This window comes from Saccharopolyspora erythraea (assembly GCF_018141105.1).
GTDB lineage: Bacteria > Actinomycetota > Actinomycetes > Mycobacteriales > Pseudonocardiaceae > Saccharopolyspora_D > Saccharopolyspora_D erythraea_A.
Genome location: NZ_CP054839.1, coordinates 2,236,801 through 2,253,062, shown reverse-complemented (window position 1 = coordinate 2,253,062; position 16,262 = coordinate 2,236,801). Strand labels below are relative to the sequence as shown.

Here is a 16,262-nt window from a genome sequence, read left to right as displayed (position 1 = left end):
GACGCCGGACGGTCCCGTTCGGGAGCCGTCCGGCGTCGTCGGATGCGCTCACTTCGTGCAGCGGGTCCCTTCAGCGGGGAGCTGGAGGTCGACCAGGTAGCGGGTCGTCGCGTCGTCGACGCAGGAGACGCCCTGCAGGAACACCGTGTGCTGGGTGCCCTCGTAGGTCAGCAGTCTCGCGTGCAGCGCCGAGGCGAGCTCCACACCGGCCTGGTACGGCGTGGCCGGGTCACCGGTGGTGGAGATGACCAGCGTCGGCGGCAGGCCGTCGACCTGCGGCTGCGCCGACTCGCCGGTGACCGGCACCGGCCAGAACGAGCAGACGTCGCGGGCCCCGCTGGCTCCCCGCCCGTCGTCGAGGAACGGGGCCGCCTCGCGGTAGCGCCGGTCCGCGTCCGCCGTGGCGGCCTGGTCGGTGGTGCGCTCGTCGTCGACGCAGTGCACCGCGTCGAAGGCGTCCATGGTGCTGGCGTAGGTCCCGTCGGGGTTGCGGCCGTAGTAGCTGTCGGCCAGCGCCATGAGCACGTTGCCGCGTCCCTGCCGCAGCTCGACCAGCGCGTTGTTGAGCTGCTCCCACAGCGACGGTGTGTACAGGGCCTGGATCGTGGCCATCGTGGCGTCGGAGTAGGAGAGCTCGCGGCCCGCGCCCGCCGCGACGGGCTCGTCCACCAGCGGCCTGGTCAGGTCCTGGTAGGCCCTGACCGCCTTCGCCGGGTCGGCACCCACCGCGCAGTTCTGCTGCTGCGCGCACCATGCGGCGAAGTCGTTGAACGCCTTCTGGAAACCAGCCCCTTGGGCGACCAACGACTCGGTGGCGTTCTGCGTCGGGTCGATTGCGCCGTCGAGCACCATCGCGCGGACGTTGCGCGGGAAGTCCTCGGCGTACTCCGAGCCGATCCGGGTGCCGTAGGAGTAGCCCAGGTAGGTCAGCTTCTCGTCGCCGAGAGCCGAGCGCAGCACGTCCATGTCCTTGACGACGTCGCGCGTGCCGACGTTGGACAGCATCTCGTTCCCGGTGCGCTCGCCGCACCGCGAGGCGTGGACCTGGGCCTCCCGCTCGGTCTCGGCCGTGCCCGCCGCCGAGGTGTCGGCGTCGGAGTCCAGCCGCTCGGCGTCGCGCTCCTGGCCGGTCAGGCAGCGCACCACGGGCTCGGACGCGCCGATGCCGCGCGGGTCGAAGCCGACCAGGTCGAAGCGCTGCCCGAGCTCGGTGGCGCCGATCGACGGCGCCAGCGACGCCGCGGTGCTCATGCCGGACGCCCCGGGCCCGCCCGGGTTCATGACCAGCGAGCCGATGCGCTGCGACGGGTCGCTCGCGGGTTTGCGCAGCAGTCCGAGGGTGATCGTGGCGCCCTGCGGGGCGGCGTAGTCCATCGGCACTTCGAGCCGGGCGCACTCGATGGTGCTGTCCTGGTAGGCCGCCTGGTCGCTGCTGGTCCTGGCGTAGTCGGCGCAGGGCCCCCACGACAGGGTCTGGCCGTAGTAGCGCTCCAGTCCGGGCGGAACCGGCCCCACCGGTCCCTTGCGTTCGGTGTGCGGCTGCAACGGTGCCGAGTCGGGTTGCGTCGGACTGCACGCGACGACTCCGCCCAGCAAGACGAGTGCCCCGATCACGGTCAGTAGGCGTGTCACCAGTGGATCGTTACATGCCGGGCGGCGCGGCACTCACACGGGCGGCGATACGACATGCGCACGGGCGGCGGCACCGAGCCCGTCGACGTGCGCGAAGATGGGGTCATGCCGCAGTTGCGCATCGCTCTCGCACAGGTCAACGCCGGCGTCGGCGACATCGCCGGCAACAGCTCGATGGTCCTGGACTGGACCCGCGAAGCCGTCCAGCAGGGCGCCCACCTGGTGGCGTTCCCGGAGACGGTACTGGCGGGCTACCCGGTCGAGGACCTCGCGCTGCGCAAGTCCTTCGCCGCGGCCAACCGCGCCGCGGTGGAGTCGCTGGCGCAGCGCCTCCAGCAGGCCGGTTGCGGCGACGCCCTGGTCGTGGTCGGCCACCTCGACCGCGACGACGAGGGCGTCCGCAACTCCGCGTCGCTGCTCTACGACGGCCGGGTGGTGGCGACCTACGACAAGCACCACCTGCCCAACTACGGCGTCTTCGACGAGGCCCGATACTTCGCGCCCGGCTTCGACCTGCCGATCGTGCGGCTGCACGGGCTCGACGTGGGCGTGGTGATCTGCGAGGACATCTGGCAGAACGGCGGGCCGGTCTCGGCGCTCGGGGAGGTCGGCGTGGACCTGGTGGTCTGCATCAACAGCTCGCCCTACGAGCGCGCCAAGGACGACCAGCGCATGCCGCTGGTGGCCGGGCGCGCCGCCGAGGCCGGGGCGCCGATGGCCTACGTCAACATGGTCGGCGGGCAGGACGAGCTGGTCTTCGACGGCGACTCGATGGTGGTCGGCACCGACGGGCAGGTGCTGGCGCGGGCGCCGCAGTTCACCGAGCACCTGCTGGTGCTGGACATGGACCTGCCCGCGGGCGGCCACACCGCGACGACGGTGCCCGAGGAGTCCGGCCGGATCCGCAGGCCAGCCTTCGACATCACACGCACGGTGCTGCAGGCCGACCCGCTGCCGCCCTACGAGCCGCTGCCCGCCCAGCCGCTGCCCGAGCCGCTGCCCGACGAGGCCGAGGTGTGGGCCGCGCTGGTCACCGGGTTGCGTGACTACGTGCAGAAGAACGGGTTCCGGTCGGTGACGTTCGGTTTCTCCGGCGGCATCGACTCGGCGGTGTGCGCGGCGCTGTGCGCCGACGCGATCGGCGGGAACGCGCTGTACGGGGTCTCGATGCCGTCGCACTACTCCTCCGAGCACTCCCGCTCCGACGCCGCCGACCTGGCCCGCAGGCTCGGCTGCCACTTCGAGGTGCAGCCGATCGGCGACATGGTGGACGTGTTCGTGCGCAGGCTGGAGCTGAGCGGGCTGGCCGAGGAGAACGTCCAGGCCCGCTGCCGGGGCGTCACGCTGATGGCGCTGTCCAACCAGCACGGTCACCTGGTGCTGGCGCCCGGCAACAAGACCGAGCTGGCCGTCGGCTACTCGACGATCTACGGCGACGCGGTCGGCGGGTTCGCGCCGATCAAGGACGTGCCCAAGACGCTGGTGTGGAAGCTGGCCCAGTGGCGCAACGCCGAGGCCGAGAAGCGCGGCGAGGTGCCGCCGATCCCGGAGAACTCGATCAGCAAGCCGCCGTCGGCGGAGCTGCGCCCGGACCAGGTCGACACCGACTCGCTGCCGCCGTACGAGATCCTCGACGTGGTGCTCGACGGCTACGTCGAGGGCGACCGCGGCTACGCCGACCTGGTCGGCGAGGGCTTCGACGCCGAGCTGGTCGAGCGGATCATCCAGCTGGTGGACCGCGCCGAGTACAAGCGCAGGCAGTACCCGCCGGGCACCAAGATCACCCTGAAGGCCTTCGGGCGGGACCGGCGGCTGCCGGTGACCAACCGCTGGCGCGAAGTACGTCCGTAGCGGTCCACCATGCTGGTCGTCCACGGGGTGCCCACGCCGGGCGGGCTGGCGCTGTGGGCGGAGGACTCGGAGCTGCCGCCCCGGCTGCCCGGCCGGCGCGGCACGCGCCCGGTGCCGCACCCCTTCGCGTTGCCGGGTGAGGCGCTGGCAGAGCGGTTCGGCACCCCGGGCGCCGAGGTCTCGGCGATGACCTTGCTCCTGCCGTCCTACGCCTCGGCGCCCGCGGCTTCTCCGGAGCTGGTCCGCGACCCGCTCGCGGCGGGCCCGGCGCCGCGCGGACGGCTGCGGCTGCTGCCGTGGGCGGTGCCGGTGCTGGTCGTCGGTTCGACGCTGCCGGAGCTGGAGGGCTGCCGGACCGGCGCCTCGGTGCAGTACCTGAACAGGCTGGTCGACCTCGCCGGAGAGCTGGTCGCGCACGGCCAGGTGCTGCCAGCGCTGGTCGAAGGACCGGACGGGCCTGCCGCGCGGTGGCGTCCCGCCCGGTCGGGTACCTACTCCGCCCGCTTCGCCGCGTTGCGCGACGCGATGCCGCCGATCTGCCGCAGCGAGCAGGTCGCGCCGTCGGAGGGCCGGGCTCCGGCGGAGGTGCTGGCCACCGCGCTGGACGCACTGGTCGACGACATCGCGCGCGAACGGCTCGCCGGTGTCGAGCTCGATGGCGGTGGTGGCGCGGTGTCGGCGTGGTTGGGCGCGCTGACCGGCGACGCCCGGTTCGAGGCCGGCCCCGCCGAGCTCGCAGAGCTGGCCGATCGCCTGGCCGGCTGGCACGCGGGCGGCCCGCACGAGAGCCCGGTGCGCACGTGCTTCCGGCTGCGGTCGCCGGACCAGGGCGCGCCCGCCGACGAGGACTGGCGGCTCGAGTTCCTGTTGCAGGCGACCGAAGACCCGAGCGTCCTGGTCAGCGCCGAGGAGGTGTGGCGCGACCACGGGAGCGTGCTGCGGCGCTGGGTCTGCGAGCCCGAGGAGCTGCTGCTCGCCGACCTCGGCCGGGCCAGCAGGCTCTACCCCGGACTCGACGAGGCGCTGCGCGAGGCCCATCCGGCAGGGATCCGCCTCGACGTCGACGGCGCCTACGACTTCCTCACCCACTCGGCGCTGCTGGACCAGGCCGGCTACGGCGTGCTGCTGCCCGCGTGGTGGGGACGCACGCACGAGCTGGGCCTCAAGCTCACCGCCAGCGGTCGCGGCACCAGCGGCGTGGTCGCGAAGGAGGACGGGTTCGGCCTGGACGCGCTGGTCGACTACCGCTGGGACCTCGCGCTCGGCGGCGAGCGGCTCACAGAGGCCGAGCTCAGCGACCTCGCGGCGGCGAAGGTCCCGCTGGTGCGGGTCCGCGGGCAGTGGGTGCAGGTCGACCGGAGACGACTGGCGGCGGGCCTGGCGTTCCTCGAGCGCACCGGCACGGGACGGATGACGGCCGGGGACGTGCTGGCCCAGGCCGCACTGCACCCCGACGACGCCGCGCACCCGATGCCGGTGACGGAGGTGAGCGCCGACGGCTGGCTCGGCGACCTGCTGTCCGGCCAGGTCGAACGCCACCTGGAGCCGATCGACCCGGGCCCGGCGTTCACCGCGAGCCTGCGGCCCTACCAGCGGCGCGGCCTGGCCTGGCTGGCGTTCCTGGACCGGCTCGGCCTCGGCGCGTGCCTGGCCGACGACATGGGGCTGGGCAAGACGGTGCAGCTGCTGGCGCTGGAGTCGCTGGCGCGGCGCGGGCCGACGCTGCTGATCTGCCCGATGTCGCTGGTCGGCAACTGGCAGCGCGAGGCCGCCAGGTTCGCGCCCGGGCTGTCGGTGCACGTCCACCACGGCGCCGACCGGCTCACCGGGGCCGATCTCGTGGAGACCGCGGCCGAGCACGACCTCGTCATCACCACCTACGCGCTGGCCACCCGGGATGCCGACACCCTCGCCGAGGTCGGCTGGGACCGGGTGGTGCTCGACGAGGCGCAGAACATCAAGAACAGCGCGTCGCGCCAGTCCCAGGTGATCCGCGCGCTGCCCGCCCGGCACCGGGTGGCGCTGACCGGTACGCCGGTGGAGAACCGGCTGGCGGAGCTGTGGTCGATCATGGACTTCGCCAACCCCGGCGTGCTCGGGTCGGTGCACACCTTCCGCGCCCGCTTCGCGGTGCCGGTGGAGCGCGACGGCGACACCGAGGCCGCCGAGCGGCTGCGCCGCGTCACCGGGCCGTTCGTGCTGCGCAGGCTCAAGACCGACCCGTCGATCATCGGCGACCTGCCCGAGAAGTTCGAGATGCGCCAGCTGTGCAATCTGACCGCCGAACAGGCGTCGCTCTACCAGGCGGTGGTGGACGACATGCTGCGCCGCATCGACGAGAGCGAGGGCATGGAGCGCCGCGGACTGGTGCTGGCCACGATGTCCAAGCTCAAGCAGGTCTGCAACCACCCGGCGCAGTTCCTCGGCGACGGTTCGCCGCTGCCCGGGCGCTCCGGGAAGCTCGCGCGGCTGGAGGAGATCCTCGAGGAGGCGCTCGCCGACGGCGACAAGGCGCTGTGCTTCACGCAGTTCGCCGGTTTCGGCGGGATGCTGGTGCCGCACCTGTCGGCCCGCTTCGACACCGAGGTGCTCTACCTGCACGGCGGCACGCCCAAGAAGCAGCGCGACGCGATGGTGGAGCGCTTCCAGTCCGCCGACGGGCCCGCCGTCTTCGTGCTCTCGCTCAAGGCGGGCGGCACCGGGCTGACGCTGACCGGCGCCAACCACGTCATCCACCTGGACCGGTGGTGGAACCCGGCGGTCGAGGACCAGGCGACCGACCGCGCGTTCCGGATCGGGCAGCGGCGCGACGTGCAGGTCCGCAAGCTGACCTGCATCGGCACCCTGGAGGAGAAGATCGACCGGATGCTGGAGGACAAGAAGGCGCTGGCCCAGCTCGTCGTCGGTGCCGGGGAGCACTGGCTGACCGAGCTGTCCACCGGGCGGCTGCGCGAGCTGCTGACCCTGTCCGGGGAGGCCGTCGGTGAGTGACTGGCGCGAGTACGGGCCGCCGATCCGCGTCGAGGGCGGGTTGCAGGCGCGCAGCAGGCGCGGCCGCATCGCCCAGACCTGGTGGTCGCAGCGGTTCATCGAGGTGCTGGAGTCCTTCGGCATGGGCGGGCGGTTGCAGCGCGGCAAGCGCTACGCCCGCGCCGGGCAGGTGCTGAACCTGTCGGTGTCGACCAGCCTGGTCATCGGGCTGGTCCAGGGTTCGCGGGAGACGCCCTACCGGGTGCGCATCGGGATCAAGGCGTTCAGCCCCGCCGAGTGGGCGCGCATCGAGGAGGCGCTGGCCGGGCAGGCGCTGTTCGCGGCGAAGCTGCTGGCCGGCGAGATGCCGGCAGACATCGAGGCCGAGTTCGAACGGCTCGGGCTGCGGCTGTTCCCCGACACCATGCGCGAGCTGACCATGGACTGCTCCTGCCCGGACTGGGAGATCCCGTGCAAGCACCTGGCCGCCGCCTGCTACCTGCTGGCCGAGTCCTTCGACGAGGACCCGTTCCAGATCCTGGCCTGGCGCGGCCGGGGCAGGGAGGAACTGCTCGACCGGCTCCGGTCGCTGCGCGGCACCGTCACCGGCGCCGCTCCCGCCGAACCGCAGGCCCCGTCGCTGGCGGAGTCGCTGGACTCCTTCTGGACCATGCCGCCGGTGTCGACGACCCCGGCGCGGGAGAGCCCGCGCCCGGACACGCTGCTCGACCAGCTCGGACCGCTGGCGGTTGGCGACGTCGACGTCGTGGAACACCTGCGCGCCGCGTACCGGGCGATGGCGTCCGAACACTCCCCGGAGTCCTAGGGTCTTGCTCATGAGCGGCGTCAGCCGCGCGTTGGCGCCAGGCAACTACTTCCGCCTCGACGCCGCGGGCTGGTTCGACGCCTGATCTGGCTGTTACCGGTAGGCCGGGCTGTCGTGGTCATGCCCGACGAGGTCAGAGAATCCGCAAGCGGCAGAAGGCCAAAGCAACGTTCCTCGCGGAATCCGGACGATCACCGGCAACCGCCGCTCACCGACCGCAGGGTCTGTCACAACATGGTCACCCTCGCCGCGCGCGGCGGGCTGCTCGTGGCCGCGCCGGGTCCGGTGCAGGCATCGTGGAGGCACCAGGCGGAAAGGAGCGCGCATGCCCGAGCGGGTCGTCATCACCGGTGCGTCGTCGGGGCTCGGCCGAGCCGCGGCCGAAGAGGTCGCCGCCACCGGGCGCCACGTCGTCCTGGCCTGCCGCGACGCGGACGCGGGTGCGACCGCGGCCGACGAGATCCGCGCGCGGGTGCCCGACGCGAGCCTGGAGGTCCTCGAACTCGACCTCGCCGACCTGGCATCGGTGCGCGCGGCGGCCAAGGCGCTCCTGACCGGTCCTCCGCTGGGGGCACTGGTGTGCAACGCGGGGGTGCAGGTCGTCGGCGGGGTCCGGCGTTCCCGCGACGGCCACGAGCTGACCTTCGCCACCAACCACCTCGGGCACTTCCTGCTGGCCCGGCTGCTGCTCGACCACCTCGCCGAGGCCGGGCGGATCGTGCTGGTCTCCAGCGGCACGCACTACGGTCCGCGCAGATCCATGGGATTTCCCGCTCCGCACTGGGAAAGCCCCGGCGCCCTCGCCGACCCGGAACTGTCGGTCCTGGACGACTCGCCGCGCTCGGGCCGCATCCGCTACGCGACGTCCAAGCTCGCCAACATCTACACCACCTACGAGCTGAACCGGCGCCGCAACGGCCGCCGGATCACCGTCAACGCCTTCGATCCCGGCCTGATGCCGCAGACCGGGCTCGTCCGCGACTACCCCGGCCGCGTCCGGCGCCTCTACGACCGGATCGCTCCGGTGCTGGTCCGCGCGGTCCCGGGCGTCCGGTCGGTGGCGCGGTCGGCGGCCGACCTGGCCTGGCTGGTCACGGCCGACGAGCCCGGCGTGGTGAGCGGCCTCTACTTCGTCGGCCGCAGGCCGCGCAAGACCTCCGACGAGTCCTACGACCGCGCCCGGGCCTTCGAACTGTGGGAGTTCTCCGAGCGACTGGTCTCCGAGTAAGCGGCAGGTCTCGCCGCCGATCACCGGCGCTCTGGTCTCCGCGCACCCCAGCGGCTATGCATGTGCGTAGAGATCGAAAGGCAGGACCACCATGAACCGCAAGACGCTCGCGCTCGGGCTCGCACTGGCGCTGGTCGCCGTCATCGCCGCAGGCACCACCTGGCTCGCGCTCTCCAGCCCGTCCGCGAACCCGGTGCCGCCGGCCCCGAACCGCCTGGAACAGGTCGTCCAGCGCGGCGAGCTGCGTGTGTGCAGCACCGGCGACTACCGGCCCTTCACCTACCGCGACGCCTCGGGTGCCTGGAGCGGCATCGACATCGACATGGCGCACGACCTCGCGGCCCGCCTCGGGGTGCGCGCGACCATCGTGCCCACCACGTGGAAGACGCTGATGCGCGACTTCCAGCAGCGGTGCGACATCGCCGTGGGCGGTGTCTCGGTCACCCTGGAACGCGCGAAGCAGGCGTTTTTCAGCCGCGCCTACGTCGTCGACGGCAAGACTCCGATCACGCGCTGCGAGAACGCCGAGCGCTTCCGGACGCTGGAGCAGATCGACCAGCCCGGGGTCCGCGCGATCGTCAACCCCGGTGGGACGAACGAGCAGTTCGCCCGCCAGAACCTCAAGCGGGCCACCGTCGTCGAGCACTCCGACAACAACACGATCTTCGAGCAGGTGATCGCGGGTCACGCGGATCTGATGATGACCGACGCCGCCGAGACGAAGTGGCAGGCCAAGCAGCACCCCGAGCTGTGCGCGGTCCACCCCGACCAGCCGTTCACGTTCTCGGAGAAGGCCTACCTGCTGCCTCTCGGCGACGTCGTCTTCCAGCAGTGGGTCGACCAGTGGCTCAACCTCGCCCTGCACGACGGCACCTACGCCCGCATCGCCCGGCCCTGGATCGGTTGACCTGCAACGGGCCGGCGGACGTCGGCTCGCGACACGCACTGTGATGTGGGTCCTCGCGGTATCCCCCCGGACCGGATCGCGTGGCACCCTCGCAGCACAACCATCCGAGCAAGCCCAGGGACCCGCACGGCGGGCCTTGAGGAGAAGGACGGTCAACGATGACTGCTGCCCACGATCGGTCGGAGAACCAGCCGGGACGCCCGAACGGCGAGACCACCGCCCCCTACGGCTCGGCACCGCGCCGCAGGCGGGTCCGGACCCGGCACCTGCTGGAGCTCAAGCAGCGCGGCGAAGCATGGCCGATGCTCACCTCCTACGACATGTACACGGCGCGGATCTTCGACGAGGCGGGCATCCCCGTCCTGCTCGTCGGCGACTCCGCGGCCAACAACGTCTACGGCTACGACACGACGGTGCCCGTCACCGTCGACGAGCTGATTCCACTGGCCAGGGCGGTCACGCGGGGCGCCCGCAGCGCCATGGTGGTCGCCGATCTGCCGTTCGGCTCCTACGAGGCGTCGCCGGAGCAGGCGCTGGCGACCGGTGTGCGGTTCATGAAGGAAGGCGGCGCGCACGCGGTCAAGCTCGAGGGCGGACGCCCGTTCGCCAGGCACGTCGAGGCGCTGGTCAACGCGGGCATCCCGGTGATGGGCCACATCGGCTTCACCCCGCAGAGCGAACACACCCTCGGCGGCTACCGGGTGCAGGGGCGCGGCGAGCAGGCCGAGGAGCTCGCCGCCGACGCCCGCGCGCTCCAGGACGCCGGTGCGTTCGCGGTGGTGCTGGAGATGGTGTCGAGCGAGGCCGCCAAGCGGGTCACCGCCGAGCTGGCCATTCCGACCGTCGGCATCGGCGCCGGGCCGGAGTGCGACGCGCAGGTGCTGGTGTGGACCGACATGGCCGGGATGAACACAGGGCGGACCGCCAGGTTCGTCAAGCGCTACGCGGACCTGGGCGGCACGCTGGCCAGGGCCGCGCACGAGTTCGCCGACGAAGTGCGCGGGGGTGCCTTCCCCGCGCCGGAGCACAGCTTCGAGTGAGCCCGGTGCGTGCCGCCCCGCACCAGGGGCGGCACGCTCCCCCGGATCAGGGAGCGGTGCCCTCGCCGAAGGGGCTGCCGCCAAGGGCTTCGCGGCCGTGCCCGGTGTGCCAGCCCGAGAGGTCCGGACCGGCCGGGACCAGCCCGTTCGGGTTGATGCCCGGATGCGTGCGGTAGTAGTGCCGCTTGATGTGGTCGAAGTCCACGGTGTCGCCGAAACCCGGGGTCTGGAACAGGTCCCGGGCGTAGGCCCACAGCACCGGCAGCTCGGTCAGCTTGTGCCGGTTGCACTTGAAGTGGCCGTGGTACGCCGCGTCGAAGCGGACCAGCGTGGTGAACAGCCGGATGTCGGCCTCGGTGATCGAGTCGCCGACGAGGTAGCGGCGCTCGCGCAGCCGTTCGGACAGCGCGTCCAGCCTGGCGAACAGCGCGTCGAACGCCTCCTCGTAGGCCTCCTGCGACCGGGCGAAACCGCAGCGGTACACGCCCTGGTTGACGTCGCGGAACACCTCGGCATTGACCTCGTCGATCTCGGCGCGCAGGTGCTCGGGGTACAGCTCCGGTGCGCCCGCGCGGTGGTGGCGGCGCCACTGGGTCGACAGGTCGAGCGTGAGCTGCGGGTAGTCGTTGGTCGCCACCTGGCCGGTCGTCGTGTCGATCACCGCGGGCACGGTGAAGCGTCCGTCGAAATCAGGGTCGGTGGCCAGGTACGCCTCGGACAGGAACTCCATGCCGGTCACCGGGTCCCGGCCCCGCGGGTCGAGGGTGAACCGCCAGCCGCGCTCGTCGCGGATCGGGTCGACGACGCCGAGCGAGATCGCGTCCTCCAGCCCCAGCAGCCTGCGCACGATCACCGACCGGTGCGCCCACGGGCAGGCCAGGCTGACGACCAGGTGGTACCTGCCCGGCTCGACGGGATGGGCCGACGAGCCGTCGGCGGTGATGCGCTCGGTGAACCGGTTCGCCTGGCGCACCCACTCCCCCCGGGCGGTCACCGCATCCTTGGTGGAGGTCATACCGGCCAGGCTAGGCCGTGAGCCTTCCGGGTCGCTACGACAGCCCGGAAGACCCACGGGTCAGTCCGGGTGGGTGGCTCGGCGGGCCAGCACGTCGGCGTGGCAGGCCTTGGGCGCGCACCAGCACCCGAGCGCCTGACCGGACAGCTCGCCTTCCCGGACCCGGTGCAGCAGCCCCGGCTGCTCGTCGAGCCACTTCTCGTAGTGCCGCACCATGGCCTCGCGGTCGGTCTTGGCCTCCCTGACGAACGGGCTGGCGAAGTCCGACGCGGGCCACGAGTGCCGCGGACCGGAATGCCCGACGTAGGTCAGCAGCCCCTCCGACAGCAGCCACGGCACGAGGTGCTTGTGCGGGCCGGTCTTGCGGACGTTGACCACGACCGTGCGGCCATCGAGGACGGCCGCGCCGCGCTCCCGCTCGTCGTCGCTCCACCGGTCGGCTTCCTCCGGAAGCTGCTCGGCCACGAACACCACCTCCGGCTCCCATGCTGCCCGCGAGCCCAGGCGGTCACAAACCGCCGTCAGATGTCGGTGATGCGCAGACCGGCGTGGGCCTTGTAGCGGCGGTTGATCGCGATCAGGTTCGCCGTCAACGCCTCGACCTGGTGGGCGTTGCGCAGCCGTCCGCCGTAGACGCCGCGAACGCCGGGGATGACGTCGGCGAGCGCGCGAACGACGTCGGTGGCTTCCCGGTCGTCGCCGAGGACAAGCACGTCCAGGTCGACCTCGGCGACATCCAGGTCGGCCAGGGTCACCGCCGAGACATGGTGGAACGCCGCGGTGACCCGCGAGTCCGGCAGCAAGCGCTCGGCCTGCTGCGCCGCGCTGCCCTCAGGCACTTCCAGGGCGTAGGGGCCCTGCTTGTCGAACCCGAGCGGGTTCACGCAGTCGATCACGATCTTGCCCGCCAGCTCACCGCGCAACGCGGTCAGCGTCTCGGCATGGCCGTCCCAGGGCAGCGCCAGCAGCACGATGTCGGACACCGCCGCCGCACCGGCGTTGTCCTGGCCGGTCACGTCACCACCCGCGATTCCGGCGATCTCGGCCGCCGCCTGCTGGGCGCGCTCGGAGCTGCGCGAGCCGATCACGACCTTCAGGCCAGCCCTGGCCCACCGGATCGCCAGCCCCTTGCCCTGCGCCCCGGTACCACCGAGCACCCCAACCGTCATCTCGCGCACGTCAGCCACCGCGGGCCCCTTTCCGATCTACGTCGATGCTCTGGTTCCCAACGATCGACGGGCGCCGGGGAATCCGCTACCGCGCCGCGGTGTGGATCAGATCACTTCGAACGCGACGTCGCGCCGGTCCGCGTCGGCCGCCGTCAACCGCACTCGGACCTGCTGCCCCTCGCCGAAGCCGTCGCCCACGCAACGGGCGATGACCGGCGGGTCGGCGACGAAGACCTCGCCCTCGACGCCGTTGGCCGCGCGCAGCACGGTCGCCGGGAACTCCTCCCCGACCCGGTCCGCCAGCGCCCACGCCTGCGCCTGCGCGATGCAGGCCCGCTCGACCTGACCGGCGACCCGGTCGGAGCCGCCCATCACCGACGGCAGGTGCGCCAACGCCTCGCGCACCCACTCCGGTACTTCCCGGTCGGTGCTCACCGCCAGGCACACCTCGGCGCTGTAGCGGTCGACCAGCCGCCGCAGCGGCGCCGTGACGTGGGCGTAGGAGGCTCCGATCCCCGCGTGGCCGGACTTCACCGGGGCGCCGTCGCCGAAGGCGGTGTAGCCCGCGCCGCGAAGCAGGCGGGTCGCCGCGACGTGCACCGCGAGCGCTTCCGGCCGGACCGGGTCGAGCCCCGCCAGCGCCGCGGCGGGCGGCTTGCCCTCGGGCCACTCCACGCCGAGCCGCGCCGCCGAACGCCGCAACCCGGCCACCGTCTCCGGCTCCGGGTCCGGCACCGTGCGCAGCACACCGACACCCGCCGAGATCATCATCTCCGCCGCGCACATGCCGGTTAGCAGCGAGATCTCGGCGTTCCACTCCTCGACGACCAGCCTCGGCCGCAGCACCAGCCGCCAGCCGCCTGCCCCGTCGGACTCCACCTGCTGCTCCGGCAGCCCCAGCTCGATCGCCCCGCGCAGCACGGCCTGCTCCCGCCGCAACCGGCCCACCTCGGGCAGCAGCTCGATCGACGGGTGCGCGGTGCCCTCGGCCAGCGTGCGCTGGACGCCGTCGTAGTCGAGCCGGGCGACCGAGCGCACCAACGCGCGGCGGACGTCGACCCGCGCCGGAACGCCCTCGTGGTCGAGGTCGATCGTCCACAGCACGGCGGGCCGCACCTGGTCCGGAAGCAGGCTCGCCGCGCCCTCCGACAGCAGCGTCGGATGCAGCGGGACGTTGCCGTCGGGCAGGTACAGCGTCTGACCGCGCTTGCGGACCTCTGCGTCCAGCGCCCCACCGGGCGGGACGAAAGCCGCGACGTCGGCGATCGCGTAATGGACCCGGTATCCGCGCGCACGACGCCGCACGAGCACCGCCTGGTCCAGATCCTTGGCCCCGGGCGGATCCACCGTGACCAGCGGCAGCCCGGTCGCGTCCGCGCGGGCCCCGTCGAGGACCGGTTGCGCCACGGTCCGCTCGACCTCGCTCAGCGCGGCGGTCGGGAAGTCGACGGGCAGCCCCAGCTCAGCGCGGATGGTGCCGAAGTCGAACTCCCCGGCCCGCGGCCGGAGGACCCGGCCGGGCAGCCGATCGGCGGCGGCAACACCGGTGCCACCCTGTGGTACCTGTGCCGCCGCCACCGGAACTCAGTCCCCCTCGTTCCAGCGCCGCTCGGCCTCGTCGGCCGCCTTGGTGCGCTCCTGGGCTATCTCAAGTGCCCGAGACGCGGTCTCCCGGTCCGGATAAGGACCCAAGCGGTCGGCCGCGCGGCATCCCGCCGCCGGCTCGACCTGCTGATGCTTCAAGCAGAAGTACCAACCTCCACGGGCCATGCGTCGAGCCTCGCATGCCGCAACGCGCATGTCACGCACCTGAGTCGGTGCAACCCCACCTCACCCGGGCGGAGCAGCGCCGTCACCAGGCCGGTGGGGCGGGCCTCGGGGCGGGCTGCTGACCGCCCGGCTGCTGCCTCGGAATGGGGTCCAGGCAGGACACCAGAACCTGGTGGGTCTCCGGGTCCTCGATCCGGCGGCCGTCGCGCATCCGGTACTCCAGCTCACCGGAGTCGTCCACCTCGACCGTGCAGCCGACCTCGGCGAGCTGGTCGTCGTCGAGGTCGACCAGCCGCTCGTAGCGGGAGGGCACGACCCGGTAGACCGGCCACTGCAGGTGCCCGTACGCCTGGTGGAACTCGGCGAGCAGGTGGCGCATCTGCTGCTGCCACGGCAGCGGCATCGCCTCGGCCAGGGAACGCGGCAGCGTCACGTAACCGCTGTCGACGCCGTGGTGCGCTCTGGAGAGGTAGTCCCCGAGGGGGGTGCTCGACGCGGGCGGACCGCTCGGCCGCGGAATGGGATCTGGCGTGAACATGACGTCTGGCCACCTTTCGACAAGGCCCGTTCCCCTGGTCCGGCGCGCAGGCGCTGCCGGCGAATTCTCACCTGCCGGTGCCCGGCCCGGGTACCCCGGCGGCGTCGTCCGGCGTGCCCGGAGACGGGTCGCCTGGGGCCGGGGCGCCGGGCTCGCCTGGAGCCGGCGCGTCCGCTCCCGGCGCGTTGGAGTCCGGTTCGCCCGCACCCGGTGCGTCGGAGCCGGGCTGACCCGCGCCGGGCTCGTCGGGCACCTGCGCGTCGAGCACCGGCGGCGCGTCGCCGCCCGGCTGTCCCGGCGAGTCGGCGACCGGCGCCGTCGGCGTGGACGGCTGCGGCGCGGGCTGGTCGGGGGCCGGTCGGACCACCATCGGCAGCAGCTCGCCGCCGTCCCACATCTTGGTGCGCTCGACGTTCTCCCCGGGCTGCGGGGCGTGCAGGATCTCGTTGTCGCCCAGGTACAGCGCCACGTGGTGCACGCTGTCCGGATCCCGTCCGTAGCCCCAGAACACCAGGTCACCGGGCTGTGCCTGGGAAAGCGGCACCTTCTTCCCACCCTCGTGGTACTGGGCCTGCGAGTGCTTGGGGATCGTGACCCCCGCGGCCTTCCACGCCATCTGCGTCAGACCCGAGCAGTCGAACGCGGACGGGCCCGCCGCGCCCCACACGTAGGGCTTGCCGAGCTGGTCGTCGGCGAAGCTGATGGCCTGCCCCGCCAGCACGCCCGCCGACGGCATGTTCTCGCAGCCGCTGAACCCCTCGACCTGGCCCTCCACGCTCACCAGGTGCGCGGCCATCGGCTCCCACCGGTGGTAGCGCAGCGGGTAAGCCGAGCGCTCCACCCGCTGGGCCGCGGTGCCGGGGCGCATCTCCTCCCAGTCCGGGACCGCCATCAGCACGTCGTAGAACTTGTTGATCGAATAGTCGACGTCGGTGACCTGCGAGACGCTGCCCCAGCCCATCGACGGCCGCATCTGGAAGATGCCCAGCGAGTCGCGGTCGCCGTAGTTGACGTTGGTCAGGTTGGACTCGGTCTTGCCCGCCTGGATCGCGATCTGCCACGCGCGCGGCGGCAGGTTGCGCTGCTTGCCGATCTCGATGATCCGCTTGACGACGTCGACCGAGTGGTCGTTCAGCGTGCCAGCGTCCTGCTCGCCGCGTCCGGCGCCGTCACCCCACGGTCCCAGGTCGGCGGCGCAGTCCGACCAGCCCTGCCCGCGGCCCCCGCTGCCCGCCAGCAGTGCCGTCAGCGCACCCACTCCGACCAGACCTGCGAAACCCGCGAGCAGGACGATCGCCACCACGAGTTTGCGCATG

At 72.5% G+C, this 16,262-nt stretch carries 12 protein-coding genes and 1 pseudogene; 6 read left to right on the top strand and 7 right to left on the bottom strand.

All coding sequences use genetic code 11. The annotated features are described in order from the left end of the window. Window positions 1–48: 48 nt before the first annotated feature. Complete coding sequence (locus HUO13_RS10430) at window positions 49–1,632, bottom strand: alpha/beta hydrolase (protein WP_211901205.1); 1,584 nt, start codon at window positions 1,630–1,632, stop codon at window positions 49–51. A 105-nt stretch (window positions 1,633–1,737) separates the two neighbouring features. On the opposite strand from HUO13_RS10430, the gene HUO13_RS10425 reads away from it, so the two are divergent. From HUO13_RS10425 to panB, 6 genes are all read left to right on the top strand, one after another. Beyond that, on the top strand, window positions 1,738–3,483 hold the full coding sequence (locus tag HUO13_RS10425) for an NAD+ synthase (RefSeq protein ID WP_211902800.1): 1,746 nt from the start codon (window positions 1,738–1,740) through the stop codon (window positions 3,481–3,483). 9 nt (window positions 3,484–3,492) lie between these two features. Further along, window positions 3,493–6,474, top strand: a complete 2,982-nt coding sequence (locus HUO13_RS10420; RefSeq protein ID WP_211901204.1) for a DEAD/DEAH box helicase — start codon at window positions 3,493–3,495, stop codon at window positions 6,472–6,474. After that, a complete protein-coding gene (locus tag HUO13_RS10415) occupies window positions 6,467–7,279 on the top strand; it encodes an SWIM zinc finger family protein (protein WP_211901203.1) in 813 nt (270 codons plus the stop codon). Before HUO13_RS10420 ends, HUO13_RS10415 begins: the two co-directional genes overlap by 8 nt. Before the next feature lie 325 nt (window positions 7,280–7,604). Further along, window positions 7,605–8,507, top strand: coding sequence for an SDR family NAD(P)-dependent oxidoreductase (locus tag HUO13_RS10410; RefSeq protein WP_211901202.1), 903 nt, complete (start codon window positions 7,605–7,607; stop codon window positions 8,505–8,507). Window positions 8,508–8,598: 91 nt separating this feature from the next. After that, a complete protein-coding gene (locus tag HUO13_RS10405) occupies window positions 8,599–9,414 on the top strand; it encodes a transporter substrate-binding domain-containing protein (RefSeq protein ID WP_211901201.1) in 816 nt (271 codons plus the stop codon). A gap of 158 nt (window positions 9,415–9,572) precedes the next feature. Continuing rightward, window positions 9,573–10,454 (top strand): 3-methyl-2-oxobutanoate hydroxymethyltransferase, encoded by an 882-nt coding sequence (gene panB, locus HUO13_RS10400; RefSeq protein WP_211901200.1) that lies wholly within the window; start codon window positions 9,573–9,575, stop codon window positions 10,452–10,454. A 46-nt stretch (window positions 10,455–10,500) separates the two neighbouring features. Here panB and HUO13_RS10395 read toward each other — a convergent pair whose 3' ends face one another. From HUO13_RS10395 to HUO13_RS10370, 6 genes and pseudogenes are all read right to left on the bottom strand, one after another. Then, on the bottom strand, window positions 10,501–11,469 hold the full coding sequence (locus HUO13_RS10395) for a glutathione S-transferase family protein (protein WP_211901199.1): 969 nt from the start codon (window positions 11,467–11,469) through the stop codon (window positions 10,501–10,503). Window positions 11,470–11,529: 60 nt separating this feature from the next. Continuing rightward, window positions 11,530–11,934, bottom strand: a complete 405-nt coding sequence (locus tag HUO13_RS10390; RefSeq protein WP_249124626.1) for a DUF4326 domain-containing protein — start codon at window positions 11,932–11,934, stop codon at window positions 11,530–11,532. 56 nt (window positions 11,935–11,990) lie between these two features. Continuing rightward, entirely contained in the window at window positions 11,991–12,656 is a 666-nt protein-coding gene (npdG, locus tag HUO13_RS10385) for an NADPH-dependent F420 reductase (protein ID WP_211901197.1), read from the bottom strand. A gap of 87 nt (window positions 12,657–12,743) precedes the next feature. Then, complete coding sequence (locus tag HUO13_RS10380) at window positions 12,744–14,216, bottom strand: RNB domain-containing ribonuclease (protein ID WP_249124625.1); 1,473 nt, start codon at window positions 14,214–14,216, stop codon at window positions 12,744–12,746. A gap of 274 nt (window positions 14,217–14,490) precedes the next feature. Next, complete coding sequence (locus HUO13_RS10375; protein WP_211901196.1) at window positions 14,491–14,946, bottom strand: hypothetical protein; 456 nt, start codon at window positions 14,944–14,946, stop codon at window positions 14,491–14,493. A gap of 355 nt (window positions 14,947–15,301) precedes the next feature. After that, a pseudogene (locus HUO13_RS10370) lies at window positions 15,302–16,261 on the bottom strand (C40 family peptidase); the annotation flags it as partial. Between the last annotated feature and the right edge of the window lies 1 nt (window position 16,262).